At 72.9% G+C, this 13238-nt stretch carries 9 protein-coding genes and 1 pseudogene; 2 read left to right on the top strand and 8 right to left on the bottom strand.

Annotated elements, in window-relative coordinates; genetic code table 11:
* Nucleotides 1-52 precede the first annotated feature (52 nt).
* The 3 genes from E1266_RS04610 to E1266_RS04600 form a co-directional block, all read right to left on the bottom strand.
* Nucleotides 53-1027, bottom strand: coding sequence for an RNA polymerase subunit sigma-70 (locus E1266_RS04610; protein ID WP_243718226.1), 975 nt, complete (start codon nt 1025-1027; stop codon nt 53-55).
* Between the two features lie 70 nt (nt 1028-1097).
* Nucleotides 1098-2168 (bottom strand): DUF6348 family protein, encoded by a 1071-nt coding sequence (locus E1266_RS39205; protein WP_132044040.1) that lies wholly within the window; start codon nt 2166-2168, stop codon nt 1098-1100.
* 74 nt (nt 2169-2242) lie between these two features.
* Nucleotides 2243-2767: a MarR family transcriptional regulator gene (locus E1266_RS04600; protein ID WP_132044038.1), complete on the bottom strand. Its 525-nt coding sequence runs from the start codon at nt 2765-2767 to the stop codon at nt 2243-2245.
* A 39-nt stretch (nt 2768-2806) separates the two neighbouring features.
* On the opposite strand from E1266_RS04600, the gene E1266_RS04595 reads away from it, so the two are divergent.
* Nucleotides 2807-3736 carry an EamA family transporter gene (locus tag E1266_RS04595; RefSeq protein ID WP_207945420.1) on the top strand — a complete coding sequence of 310 codons (930 nt, stop codon included), beginning with the start codon at nt 2807-2809 and terminating at the stop codon, nt 3734-3736.
* Between the two features lie 28 nt (nt 3737-3764).
* Here the strand turns inward: E1266_RS04595 and E1266_RS04590 are convergent, their stop codons facing one another.
* The 5 genes from E1266_RS04590 to E1266_RS04570 all read right to left on the bottom strand — a co-directional run bounded on the left by E1266_RS04590 (nt 3765) and on the right by E1266_RS04570 (nt 11057).
* A complete protein-coding gene (locus E1266_RS04590) occupies nt 3765-5186 on the bottom strand; it encodes a tryptophanase (RefSeq protein WP_207945414.1) in 1422 nt (473 codons plus the stop codon).
* Nucleotides 5183-6415, bottom strand: coding sequence for a tryptophan dimethylallyltransferase family protein (locus E1266_RS04585; protein ID WP_132044036.1), 1233 nt, complete (start codon nt 6413-6415; stop codon nt 5183-5185). Before E1266_RS04585 ends, E1266_RS04590 begins: the two co-directional genes overlap by 4 nt.
* A gap of 45 nt (nt 6416-6460) precedes the next feature.
* Nucleotides 6461-9388, bottom strand: coding sequence for a BTAD domain-containing putative transcriptional regulator (locus E1266_RS04580; protein WP_132044034.1), 2928 nt, complete (start codon nt 9386-9388; stop codon nt 6461-6463).
* Nucleotides 9389-9477: 89 nt separating this feature from the next.
* Nucleotides 9478-10167, bottom strand: coding sequence for a DUF4352 domain-containing protein (locus tag E1266_RS04575; protein ID WP_132044032.1), 690 nt, complete (start codon nt 10165-10167; stop codon nt 9478-9480).
* A gap of 17 nt (nt 10168-10184) precedes the next feature.
* Nucleotides 10185-11057 (bottom strand): RNase H family protein, encoded by an 873-nt coding sequence (locus tag E1266_RS04570; RefSeq protein ID WP_132044030.1) that lies wholly within the window; start codon nt 11055-11057, stop codon nt 10185-10187.
* A 185-nt stretch (nt 11058-11242) separates the two neighbouring features.
* Here E1266_RS04570 and E1266_RS04565 point away from each other — a divergent pair.
* Nucleotides 11243-13236, top strand: a pseudogene (locus tag E1266_RS04565) (N-6 DNA methylase).
* Nucleotides 13237-13238 lie beyond the last annotated feature (2 nt).

The raw sequence follows: 13238 nt of genomic DNA, 5'->3' as shown, positions 1-13238 counted from the left end.
CGTCGTCCTGTCTTCACCGACTTGTACGACGCGTCCCGCGTGAACTCATCGCTCACACGCTGACCTGCTCCGAACCCCGGAGAACCTCGGGCAAGTCGAACTCGGCGAACCGGTCGTGAGTACCGAGGAACGTCACCATCCGGGCGATCCGTCCGTCCTGGATATCAACCGCGATCAGCGCGAACGGGTGGAGGACGCCGTCGTCCCCGGGCCGGTACTGCCCGAACCCGGGCGCGCCGTTCATGCGGCACGGCACCAACCGCGCGCCCGCGCAGGAGTCGCTGTCCCCCATGACCGTGGCGATCTTCCCCGCGCCTTCCAGCCGCCACAGGAACGGCGGCATCGAGGCCACCGCGTCCTCGCGCAGCACCGCGGTCAACCCGGCGACGTCATGGGACTCGAAGGCGGCCACGTAGCGACGCAGCAGATCACGCTGCCCGGCGTCCTCGGGGTCGTAGACGTCGAACGGGTCGGGCCGGTCGGCGTCCAGCGCGGCCCGCGCGCGCTGCAGCGCGCTGTTGACCGCGGGCACCGTGGTGTCGAGGATCTCGGCGGTCTCCTGGGCGCTGAACACGAGCACGTCCCGCAGCACCAGGACGGCCCGCTGCCGGGGAGCGAGACGCTGGAGCGCCGCGATGAACGCCAGCCGGACCGACTCCCGCCCCGCGACCACCTCACCGGGGTCCTGCCCGGCCAGCACACGTGAGTCGGGCATCGGCTCCACCCAGACCTCTGCGGGCAGCGGCGCCCCGAGCTCCGGGCCCGCCGACCCGACGTCCATCACCAGGGCCCGCCGCTTCGCCGCCCGGAGCATGTCGATGCAGACATTCGTCGCGATCCGATGCACCCACGTGCTCAGCCGCGCCCGGCCCGGGTCGTACTGCTCCCACCTGGACGACGCCCGGATCAAAGTCTCCTGAACCGCGTCATCCGTATCGGCCGCTGACCCGAGAAGCCGGTAGCAGTAACCGGTGAGCGGCCCGCGCAAAGCCTCCAACTCCTCGACCGCGAACTCACCTCCCCGCACGACCCACCCCCCATCAAGCCATTTCCCCAGTTTGCCGTACCCCTCCGTCAAAGAGCTTTCGAAGCAGTCGCTATGCACCGCCGACAGGTACCAGGAGACCGAAGATCCGCACCGCGACGCTCCCGTCGGGCAGGGGTGCCGGGCTGTTCGCGGCCACCGCCTCCCCGCGGGGCCACGGCTCACCGTCCAGGAGCACCTCATTGGACTGCAACCGGCCGACGTGGTGCGCAATGAACAGGCGCAGCCCATGCACCTCCCGGGTGAGCGGCTCCGACCGCAGCCCATCCAGCAGCAGGTTCAGCAGCGGACCGGCCGAGGGGACAGGCCGGTCGGCGAACAGGTTGAGCTGAGCCCCCAGAATCAACTCGAACGCGCCGCCCGCGTGCTCGTACCGTTCCCGCTCCACCTGGTCAGGGGCCGCCCCGGGACGGAGCAGACCCTCGATGATCGGGTGCAACGCCCCGCGCTCGAACTTGTGCACCGCCCTGCCGACCGCCTCGCGCCAGGTGGCGCCGTGTCCGGCGAAGCTCTCCACCAGTCGCGGCGCGGCCAGCGCCGGATGCGTCACCGCGAAGTCGACCTGGGCCATCACCACCCCGGCCGGAGCGGGATGCACGAACAGCTTCGCGTCGACCTTCGTGTCGTCCCCGAGGAGGACGTGGTGTCCGCGTAGGAGGTCCTCGAACGCGGCACGCGGCGAGGGCACGCCGCCGTCACCCGGTATGACCGGCCCAAGATCGGCCCTGAGGGCGGTGTCACCGACGACCAGGTCCGACAGGGCCGACCCGCCGTGCAACGCGTTGTTGACCGCGTTGAACTCGCTGCTCCGCAACGCGACCCGCTCGATCTCGCCGCGGTCGGCCCGCTGAGCGCGTGCCAGTGCCGAGACGAACACCGGCTCGTCCGGGAGGCTGATCCGGCCGCCGGGAGCCACCGCGCCGTCCGAGAAGGAGACGTCCGGCAGCAGCCGCCGCGTGAAGGCCATCGGCAGGAAGATCAGAAGCCGTTCGGCCAGCCACGGCTCGACACCGGCCCCGGTCAGCCGGTGCCACACCTCGTCATCACCGGGCGGCTCCGCCCCCGCGCAGAACGCGGCGACGCCCACCTCCACGGCATCGTCGAACGCCAGCGATTCGATCATTGTCGAACCCTAATGCGGCAAGCACGTCCCTTCAGGACTTAACGAGCCGACGACCGGCCGGGGGAGCGGCGGCCTCAGCCGCCGGAGGATGGGGGCTGGGGTTCCATACGGGCGAGCCAGGAGGTGAGGAGGGTTTCGAGCGCATCGGCCTGGTTCGGGGTCAGTAGGTCCAGGAGCCGCTGCTCGTTGCGCATGTGGTCGGTGAATGCGCGGTCTACCAGTTCGCGTCCGGGTTCGGTGAGGGCGACGATCCGGCTGCGCTGGTCGTCGTCGGAGCGGCGGCGCGTGACGAGCCCTGCCCGCTCCAGGCGGTCGAGTCTCTTCGTCATGGCGCCGGTGGTGACCATCGTGTGGGCGGCGAGCTCCCCGGGCACCCGTTCGTAGGGCTCACCGGCACGGCGCAGCGCGCACAGGACGTCGAACTCTCCCTCGCCGAGACCGTAGCGGTCGTACACCGCGCAGAGTTCCCTGGTGAGATGGCCGGCCAGTCGGTGCAGCCGGCCGATCACCCCCTGCGGGGAGACGTCCAGGTCGGGACGTTCGCGGCGCCAGTCGGCCTGGATGCGGGCCACGTGGTCCAGAGGTTGCCGGTCTTCCATGGATCCAATATAGCTTCCCTGGAAGCTATTCTATCTTCCGTGGAAGCCAACTTGCGCTGGGCGGCGCTGACCGCGGTGGCGCCGGTGGCCTGGGGGACGAACTACTTCGTCACACGCGGATTCCTCCCTCCCGACCACGCGCTCTACGGGGCCGCCGTTCGAGCGCTGCCCGCCGGGCTCGTCCTGCTGGCCTTCAGCAGGCGGCTGCCGAGCGGCGCATGGTGGTGGAGGTCCGCCGTACTCGGGCTGCTCAACGTGAGCGTGTTCTTCGCCCTCGTCTACATCGCGTCCCAGCTGCTTCCGACGAGCGTCGCCTCGACGGTCATGGCGACGTCCCCGCTGACGATGATGCTCATCGCGTGGCCGCTGGTGTCCGAGCGGCCCCGGGCCGCCCATCTGGCCGGTGCCGCGATCGGGCTCGCCGGGGTGTGCCTCATGCTGCTCGCGGGGACGGAAACGGTGCACGTGGGAGGAGTCCTGGCCTCGGCCGCCGCGATGGTGATGTCGTCCTTCGGATACATCCTGACCAAGCGGTGGAGTTCCGATGTCGATGTGCTCGCCTCGACCACCTGGCAGCTCGTCGCCGGCGGTCTCTTCCTCCTCCCGGCCGCCGCGGTGGTGGAGGGTCCTCCGCCCGCGGTCTCCATGCCGACGCTCCTCGCGTTCGCCTACGTGGCCCTGGTCGCCACCGCACTCGCCTTCGTCGCCTGGTTCGCCGGGCTGCGGCACCTCCCCGCGGGCACCGTCGGTCTGATCGGCCTCCTCAACCCCGCGACCGGCGTCCTGCTCGGCACCGTGATTGCCGGTGAGGCGCTGACCGTCCACCAGCTATGCGGACTCATCCTGGTCCTGTCCGGAGTAGCACTCGGCCGCCCCGTACGCGCCAAGCGACGCGGCGACCATCAGGTGACCACTCATCCCGTGCCGGACGGACGGCCCGCACCAGAGCCCGCCTCCCGCGAACACTGATGGATGCTCGTGATTCCGCACCCGCTGTTCAGCGCAGCTCATGTTCTCTCTCCTCAGAGGACGCATTCGAGCACGTCTCGACCGGTTCGAGCCGGACGCGGAAATGCCGGAGGACGGGGGCCTGCTCGGTGATGCGGTAGCCGTGGACCTTGCCGGGGTCTGCGGCGATCCGCGCGAGGACGTCGCCGACGTGGTCGAGGTGCCCGCGCGTGTACACCCTGCGCGGCAGGGCGAGCCGGACCAGTTCGTGCGGCGCGCTTGAGATCGGTTCACCGTGCTCGTCTTCCCGCCCCAGATACAGCGAGCCCAGTTCGACGGAACGGATGCCGCCTTCCAGGTAGAGCCGGCAGGCGAGCGCCTGGCCCGGGAAGCGGTGCGCGGGGATGTGCGCCAGCAGGCGTCCGGCGTTGAGGTAGATGGCGTGCAGGCCAGGCGGTTCGACGATGCCGACCCCCGCGGCGCGGGCGCGCGCGGCCAGATGGGCGGCGGCGTGCTCGCGGGACGCGAGGTAGGCGGGGTCGAGCACCTCGGACAGCCCGACCGCCATCATGTCCATGTCGCGGCCCGCCAGCCCCCCGTACGTGGGGAATCCCTCGGTGGCGATCAGGAGCGGCTCGCACTGCCGGGCGAGCGCGCTGTCGCGCAGTCCCAGGAACCCTCCGATGTGGACGATGCCGTCCTTCTTGCCGCTCAGCAGGCAGCCGTCGGCCAGCCGGAAAGCCTCCTGCGCGACCTGGCGGGGAGTCCTGCCGCGGTAGGCGGCCTCTCGCCGGGTGACCAGCCAGGCGTTCTCGGCGAACCGCGCCGCGTCCAGGAACAGCGGGACGCCGTGGCGGCGGCACACCGCGGCGGTCTCGGTGAGGTTGGCCATGGAGACCGGCTGGCCGCCGCATCCATTGTTCGTGATCGTCATCAGCACCAGCGCGACGCGGGACGCCTCCGGGCCGTCGAGGACGGTTCGCAGCGCCGCGAGGTCGATGTCGCCCTTGAACGGTGCGGTGCCGTCCAGGTCCCGCGACTGGGGGCATGGGAGGTCGCGGGCCTGCCCGCCGGTGAGCTCCACATTGGCGCGGGTCGTGTCGAAATGCGTGTTGCTGAGGGTGATCTTGCCGGGCCCCACCAGGGTGGAGAACAGGACGCGTTCGGCGGCGCGGCCCTGGTGGACCGGCAGGATGTGCGGATAGGACGTCAGCTCCCGGGCCGCGTCGCGGAAGCGGTGGAAGGACCCTGACCCGGCGTAGGACTCGTCGGCCGCCATCGCCGCCGCCAGCTGGCCGGCCGACAGGGCTCCGGTGCCCGAATCCGTGAGGAGGTCGATGGTGACCTCGTCGGCGCGCAGGTCGAACAGGTTGTAGTGCACCCGGCGCAGGGCCGTCTCGCGTTGCGGCCGGGTCGTGTGCGGCAGGGGTTCGACGGCCTTGATGCGGTACGGCTCCATCGGCCCGGTCACCCGCCGACCATCGTGGGCCCCGGTTCACCGAGTCCGGCGGCGTTCCGGCGAGGGGGCTTGACCCCGTACGCCTCTGAGGACAGGTAGACCGTCACGCGAGGCGGGCACCGGTCGGCATGGGTCAGCGTCAGGTAGGCGATCAGCCCCACACCGGCGTCCAGTGGGCGGGACGTCATGCCGGCCAGCGCCCGGTCCAAGGGCCGGCCGTCGATGCCGTGCCGGTGCAGTGCGGCCACCGCGCGGTCCCTGGCCTGGTGGTCGTCATTCACGTAGTCCCGCACGGGGACGTGCAAGGAGTAGCCGCTGGGCCGGTCGGGGAATGCCCGCGTGAAGGAGAAGCAGGAGACGAGCGGTCGTCGTCGGAGCCGGCGCCCGGCGGCGACGAGGTCGACGAACTCCTCCACCCGGCCGGGGTGGTCTCCCGGCACGGCGCGGGAGACGGCGGCGGCCTCGGCGGCGGAGAACTCCCGGTGCGTCGCGTAGACCTTGACCCGGGGAGCGGGCCAATCTCCCAGGTCCAGCGCGAAGAACAGGAAGCCGTCGGAGTATCGCCGCAGCGCGGGGAACGCGTCCCCGTACCCCAGGCGGGCGAGCGCCTCGGCCACGGTGTCGGCCGAGCGGCCCGGGCCGTTCGCCGCCGGGTTCAGATAGACCTTCGCCCGGGGGCGGCCGGCCGGGAACTCCAGGGCCAGCCACATCGCGAACGGCCCGTGCGGGGCGGCGGGAAAGAAGAGGTCGGCGAGCAAGCTCAGGCGGTCGCATGACAGGACGCCGCGTTCGGCCAGCCGCTCGGCCACCCGGCGCCCGACGCGGCCGCTCCGGGCCATGTCGTCGGTGTAGCCGGGCTCCAGCAGCACCCGCGGGACCGGCGGCGCGCCGGGTGTGAAGGCCAGCGAGAACTCCGCCGGCGAATGGTCGTCGGACACGAGGCTCCGCGCAGGCGGCGGATCCAGCAGGGAGAACCGCGTGAGCGGTCCCGCCGCGGTGTCCAGCAGAGACCGGGCCGCGTCCCCGGCGGTTCCGGCCGCCTCGCACAGCTCCGCCAGCTGCCGCTTCAGATGCTCGCCGAGCCGGGGCTCGGTGCCGCCCGGCGAGCACTCACCGTCCCGGGGCACGGGACCTCCCAGGTCATGGGCCGGGCCGCTGCCCGGTACGGGGTCGCGCCGCCCTGTCGTCCCGCCGGCGTGCTGGGCGGGGACGCCGGCGGCCGGCGCGCTCTTCGGTGTCACAGGGCGACGATGGCCGGGCGGGCTGTCACGCCGGTCGCCCGGCGGTCACGCGCCGGTCACCTCCCGCCGGCGCCCAGGCGGAGCGGCGGAGATCTCGTCTGTCACGGCCAGCACCAGGCCGGCGACGTCCTCGGCGGTGTCGCCGCGGCTCCAGGCGTCCGCGTACGAATCCTCGGCCAGCGCGCCGCGGACCAGCCGCACGGTCTCGGCGTGCGCGGCCTGGAACGGCGATAGGCCGATCATCGCGACCCCCGTCGCCGTGCGCATCCGGTGCGCGGCGCCCAGCAGCACGGCCGCGTGCCGGTGGTGCCCGACGGCGGCGGCGGTCCACGCCAGGGCCTCCACGTCCCACACCGGCCCCCACTCGTCCTCGACGGCGCGCTGCCGGACGACGGCGTCCCGCAGGAGCGGCAGGGCGCGGACGGGGTCGCCGTGCCGCAGCTCGGCGAGCCCCCCGGACCACAGCGCCCAGGACTCGAGCCATTCGGCCCGCGCGGTCTCGGCGTCCGTGCGGAAGACGTCGCAGGCGTGGAAGGCGGCGTCCCGGCCGCCGAGGAAGACGGCGGACATGGCCCAGAACATGGTGGCCATGAGGGCGTCGCCCGGCCGGCCCTCCGCCCGGAACCCCTCCCGGGCATGGGCCAGCCTGCCGAGTGACACCGGGTCGCTCTGGATGAGCAGGGCGTGCACGCCCTCGATGTAGGCGGACTCGGGCGAGCCGGGGCCGACCTCCGCGCGGCACGCCGCCATGGCCGCGGGCACCGCCGCCCGGTCCCCCTGCACGATCACCAGGAAGGCCCGCATCGCCGCCGCGTGTGCCCTCACCCCCGGCGGCGGCCGGTCCGGCCGTGCCGACAGCCGCTCCAGCCAGTGGCGGCCCTCCCCGATGGTGCCGCTGAAGAACCACGACCGCGCCCGGATGAGCTGGACCGCGATCTCCAGGCCGAGGCCGGCGTGCTCGGGGTCACCGCCGCAGAACTCCAGGGCGGCGCGGAGGTCGGGCAGTTCGCGGCGCAGCCGGCGCAACCAGGCGATCTCGTCCGGGCCGCACCACCCGGCGGCGGCGCGCACCGCGAGGTCACGGTAGTGCCGGCAGTGCCGGAGCCGGATCTCCGCCTGGCCGCCCCGCTCCCGGAGGCGCTGCCACCCGTACCCGCGGATGGTCTCCAGCAGGCGGTAGCGGGTCCTGCCATCGCTGTCGTCGCCCGCCAGCACGATCGACTTGTTGACCAGGCCCGCGAGCAGATCCATCACCTCGTCGCGGGCGACGCCCTCGCCCGTGCAGACCGCCTCGGCGGCCTCCAGGTCGAACCCGCCCGCGAAGACCGACAGGCGCGCCCACAGCAGCCGCTCGCCGGCCGTGCAGAGTTCGTGGCTCCAGTCCACCACGCCGCCCAGCGTCTGCCGGTAACGGCCGCCGCCGCCGGTGCGGGGCATCGCGAGCAGCCGGAAGCGGTCGTCCAGGCGGTCGAGGATCTCCGCGACGCCGAGCGAGCCGAGCCGCACCGCCGCCAGCTCGATGGCGAGCGGGATGCCGTCCAGGCGGCGGCACAGCTGAACGACCGCGTCCCGGTTGCGGCTCGTGACGGCGAAGCCCGGCGCGCACGCGGTGGCCCGGTCGGCGAGGAGGCGGACGGCCTCGGCACAGCCGGCCGCCCCGGCAGCGCCGTCCCGCTCGCCGCCCTCCTCATCCGGGACGGCGAGGCCCGGCACCACGAGCACGTGCTCGCCCGGCACCCCGAGCCGCTCCCGGCTCGTCGCGAGGATCCGCAGGCCCGGGGCCGCCCGCAGCAGCCGCAGCGCCAGCGCGGCGACGGCCTGGACCAGGTGCTCGCAGTTGTCGAGGACGAGGAGCACGCGCCGGTCGCGCAGGTGATCGGCCACCGCGTCGGCCGGGGCGCGCGCCGACTGGTCGCGCAGGCCGAGCGACTCGGCGACCGTCCGGTCCAGCTGCTCGGCATCGGTCCGCGGCGCGAGGACGGCCAGGTCGGCGAGCCACGCCCCGTCGGGGAACGACGCGGCGGCTTCGGCCGCGACCCGCAGCGCCAGCCGCGTCTTGCCCACGCCGCCGACCCCGGTCAGTGTGACGAGCCGGGCGCTCCCGAGCGTCCGCCGCGCCTCCGCGAGCGGGCCTTCGCGCCCGACGAAGGTGGTCGTCTCGGCCGGCAGGTTTCCCCGCCGGTGCTCTCGCGGCCCCGCGCCCGGGCCGGCCGCCGGGCGGAGCTCGGGGGCCGCGGCCAGGATCCGCCGGTGGAGGTCCTGCAGCTCCGCTCCCGGATCGATGCCCAGCTCGTCCGCGAGCAGCGCGGCGACCGTGCGGTAGCACTCCAGCGCCTCACCCTGCCGGCCGCTCTGGTAGAGCGCCCGCATGCGCTGGGCCCAGAAGCGCTCGCGCAGCGGATGCGTCCCGATGAGGTTGCGCAGTTCCGGCAGCACGTGGGCGGCGCGGCCCAGCGCCAGGTCGGCGTCGATGCTCAGCTCCAGCGCGTCCAGGCGCTGTTCGGTCAGGGTGGGGAGGACGTCCTGCAGCAGGTCGGGCGGCAGATCCGACAGGGGCGCGCCCCGCCACAGCTCGAGCGCCTGCCGCAGCAGGACCGCCGCGCGGTCGGCCGCGCCCGCCTCCAGCTCGGCGCGCCCCTGGCGGACGAGCACGCCGAACCGGTGCAGATCGAGGGCGTCCGGCTCGACTTCGGCCAGGTATCCCCGGGGGTGGGTCAGCACGATCTCGGGCCCGCCCTCACCGAGCGCGCGCCGCAACCGCAGGACGTAGTTCTGCAGGGTGTTCCGGGTCTGCGCCGGCGGCTTCTCGCCCCACAACCGGCCCACCAGCGTGTCGACGGGCACGACGTGACCGGCGTCCACGAGCAGGGCGGCCAGCAGGAGACGGAGCTTGGCCGCGCCGATGGGCAGCGGCACCCCGTCCCGCCGGACCTCCAGGGGCCCGAGCACCCCGAACTCGTGCCGCGCCCGCATCACACGATGGTAAACGATCCGCCATGGTGTCGTCACGGAACGTGACCGTGCCGGGCCGCCCTGGACCGAGCCGGCATGAGGGCGAGCCGTCATCCGCCGCCGAGGGGGACCGTCACCCCGCGGGAGAACATCGAGTCGTGCAGGTCGATCGCCTTCAGCCTCGTGCCGCGGGGGACGTCGTAGATGAGCGTTCCCTTGACCGCGTTCCCCGGGTTGATCTGCTGGAGGAAGGACTTGGTGTCCTGCCCGGACCACATCGACGCCTCGGGGTCGGCCTCGAACTCGCGGTTCCTGGTGTCGATGAGCGTCTGGTTGTGGTGGGTGAATCTGCGGGCCTCGTCGCCGATGTTCTTCACCGTCACATGGATGAAGACGAACTGTCCCTGGGCGGTGTCGCCGACGTACTCGTTGCCGACCTTCTTCACGCCCTTCCTCACCTTCGTGACAGTGAAGGCGAACTTGCCGTCCCGGTATTCGCGGCCGATGCCGCTCGTGATCTTCTTGGGCCGCTTCTCGTCCTTGGCCTTCTTCTCGCCGGCGTCGCCGCCCGCCGGCGCGGAGGCCGCGGGGGAGTCGCCGGACGTGGCCGCCGGGTCGGCGGCGCCGCCGCTGGAAGCCACGATCGCCCCGCACGACACCATCAGGAACAGCGTGGCCGCGCCCCCGATGGCGCCGTAGAGGCAGCCGCCGCCGCGACGCTTCCGCGGTGGCACGGCGTACGGGGGCATCGGCGGGCCGGGACTGTGGTAGGCGTGCGGGCCGTGCTGGTCGGGGTTCATCTCTTTCTCCCAGGAGTTCAGGCGGCGATGCCGCCGGTGCCGTGCCACGCGTGCAGGAACGCCTCTACGAGGCCCTCGGCGCGGGCGGTGGAGTCGAAGGTCTCGGTGGCGCGGCGCCGGGCGATGGACGCCAGGGAGTCCGCGGTCTCGTTGAGCGGGTGGCCGGAGTGGCCCCGGACGTGTTCCAGCCGCAGCCCGGGCCGTCCAACGACCTGCCGGGCCAGCCGGACAAGCGAGGGGTCCGCGCCGGAACGGCGGGGCCGCACGTCGTAGCCGTCCGGCAGCAGGCCGGTGTCGCCGCGCCGCCACGCGCGCAGGAATCGCAGCGCCGACAGGCTGTCGACGAGGAGCACCAGGTCGCGGCCGTCCTCGACGCGGTCGAGCAGCAGGCCCACGGCCCGCAGTTCGCTGACCAGCACCCGGCGGGGCCCGGTCGGGTCCTGCGGGCCGAACGTCCAGCCCCGCATGCCCCAGCGGCCGTCGCTGACGACGTAGCCGACCCCGCAGGTGCCCCGCTTCCAGCTCGCGTCGGTCGCGGCGACCAGCGGTCCCGGAAGTCCGCTCCAGCCGGGTACCTGCCCCTGCGCCGGGGCCCGCCCGTCGCGCCGTGCCGGACGCGGCGGCATCTGCGGGCACGTCGCGGGGTGCCGCCCGGCGCCGATGTAGTGCTCGGCCTCGCCGAGGAGCATGTCCGCGATCGCGTCGTCGCCGTGCCGGACGGCGGCGAAGCACAGCCACAGCAGCCGCCGCGCGACCCCGCAGCAGCCGCACCACGCGGCGCGGGTCGCGCAGGCCCGCAGGCGCTGGGTCCGCTCGGCGAGGCCGGGGGGCGTCCGCCGCTGCGCGTCGTCGAACTCGCGCAGGGACATCGTCGGCACGTGCATCGTCATCAACTCCGCTGCTCTCAGGGGGATGCGGATCGCTGTACACAGAAAACCACAGATCGAGCTGTGAACGCAATCAACCTGTAAATAGTCATGCGCTTCTGTGTGTGATGGCGAGGGTCGGGCTGTGCTGGTGAATCAGATCAACCGCTGGAAGGCGCTAGGCTGAGATCACGGATGCCTGTCCGCTGATGGGAGTGCCGGTGTCGAACGATGCGACGGTGACCGCGGCCGATATCGCACGGCTGGCCGCGGTCGGCCGCGCCGCGGTGAGCAACTGGCGCCGCCGGCACGACGACTTCCCCCAGCCCGTCGGCGGGACGGCGGTCAGCCCGACGTTCTCCCTCGCCGAAGTCGAGGCGTGGCTCCGCGGCCAGGGCAAACTCGCCGACTCGCCGGTCCGGGAACGCGTCTGGCAGACCCTCCGCGGCGCCGCCTACGGGGACGTCGAACTCGCCGACGTCCTCACCTTCGCGGGCGCCTACCTCCTCTACCTGCGCGCCGATCCCGGCCACTGGCGCGACCTGTCGTCCGCCCCTGACGAGAAGATCGCCGAAGCCCTTCCCGCCGCCGTCCGCGCCCATACCGACCTGTTGCCGGACGCCCTGCCCGCCGACCCGCCCCGCCCGTCCGGGCCCTCTCCCAGCTCGTGGACGAACTGGGCGTCGCGGAGACCTTCGAGTTCCTCCGCACCCGCTACCTGGAGCACCACAGCCGCCGCGTCTACCTCACGCCCGAACCCGTCGTCCGGCTGATGCTCGACCTCGGCGGCCCCGCGCGCACCCTCCTCGACCCCGCCTGCGGCACCGGCGCCTACCTCGGCATGGCGAACGACCGGTTCAAGGACGTCGAGGAGCTCCTCGGGCAGGAGATCGACGACACGACCGCGCGGATGTCGGCCGTCCAGCTCGCGCTGCGCGGCGCCCCCGCCGAGATCCACTCCGGCGACTCGCTCCTCGCCGACGCCTTCGCCGGCCGGACGGTCGACCTGGTGGTCACCAACCCGCCGTTCAACGACCGGGGGTGGGGCTACGAGCAGCTGACCGGCGACCCACGCTGGGAGTACGGGCTACCACCCCGCATGGAGTCGGAGCTCGCGTGGCTGCAACACGGCCTCGCCCACGTCCGTCCCGGCGGTGCCGTCGTGATGCTCATGCCTCCTGCCGTCGCGAACCGCCGTTCCGGACGCCGCGTCCGCGCCGAGCTGCTCCGCAGGGGCGCGCTGAGGGCGGTCATCGGCCTGCCGGCCGGCGCGGTGCCGAACATGGCCGTCGCGCTCACCGTGTGGGTTCTGCGCCGTCCGTCCCCTGGTGACCAGCCCCCGGACGACGTCCTCATGGTCGACACGTCGGCCGATCCCGCCGACTTCGAGAAGGTCGCCCTCAACGCCTGGAGGAAGTACCTCAAGGGCAAGGACGACGGCACCGACTCCAGCGTCGTCGTGCGCATCATCGATCTGCTGGACGACGAGGTGGACCTCACCCCTGCGCGATACCTTCCGCAACGAAGCGCCCCCACGTCGGAGGGGTCGTTCACCGTCGCACGTGAACTGCTGTCAGCGAAGGCCGAAGAGCTCCAGCGGACGGCCGCCGAACTGTCGTTCCTCACCCAGTCCGAGGCACGCGATGACGTCCCGATGACGACGATCGGGGAGCTGGCCAAGGCGGGTGTACTGGACGTCCTGCGCGGCCCTACCAAGGTGAAGACCGGCGAGGGGGACGTCCCCGTCCTGACCCTCGAAGACCTGGCCGAACACAGAGCCCCTAGGGCGACCGCAGCGGAGACCCCGGACGACCTCCGTCTCCGCACTGGCGACATCGCCGTTTCTCTGGCCGCCCGATATCCCGCAGTGCGCGTCATCACCGAGGACGGCGCCATCCTTGGCCCCGGACTGGCCGTCGTCCGGGTCGACCCGTCCCGCAGTGACCCCGACTTCGTCGCCGGCTGGCTCCTGCTGGGCGCGCAGGGCGCCCGCCTACGCAGCTCGACCTCGTCCGCCCGATTCGACCTCCGCCGCTCCCGCCTGCCCCGCCTTCCCCTGGACGAACAGGCCGAACTGGGCCGCGCCTTCCGCAAGCTGAGCACGCTGCAGACCACCCTCCGCGAAACCTACGAAGCCGGCACGAAAGTCCTCCGCCTCGGCCTCGAAGAACTCGCCACCGGCACCCTCCGCCCCCCGAGCTGACC

Origin of the sequence: Actinomadura sp. 7K534, from assembly GCF_004348575.1 — a bacterium.
Classification (GTDB): domain Bacteria; phylum Actinomycetota; class Actinomycetes; order Streptosporangiales; family Streptosporangiaceae; genus Spirillospora; species Spirillospora livida.
This window is presented reverse-complemented; position numbering and strand designations above follow the sequence as displayed.

What these genes read in the sequence shown, in the direction of transcription:
- E1266_RS04570 (WP_132044030.1), bottom strand. Translation starts at nt 11,057, where the DNA reads ATGACGATGCACGTGCCGACGATGTCCCTGCGCGAGTTCGACGACGCG.
- E1266_RS04600 (WP_132044038.1), bottom strand. Translation starts at nt 2,767, where the DNA reads ATGGAAGACCGGCAACCTCTGGACCACGTGGCCCGCATCCAGGCCGAC.
- E1266_RS04580 (WP_132044034.1), bottom strand. Translation starts at nt 9,388, where the DNA reads ATGCGGGCGCGGCACGAGTTCGGGGTGCTCGGGCCCCTGGAGGTCCGG.
- E1266_RS04575 (WP_132044032.1), bottom strand. Translation starts at nt 10,167, where the DNA reads ATGAACCCCGACCAGCACGGCCCGCACGCCTACCACAGTCCCGGCCCG.
- E1266_RS39205 (WP_132044040.1), bottom strand. Translation starts at nt 2,168, where the DNA reads ATGATCGAATCGCTGGCGTTCGACGATGCCGTGGAGGTGGGCGTCGCC.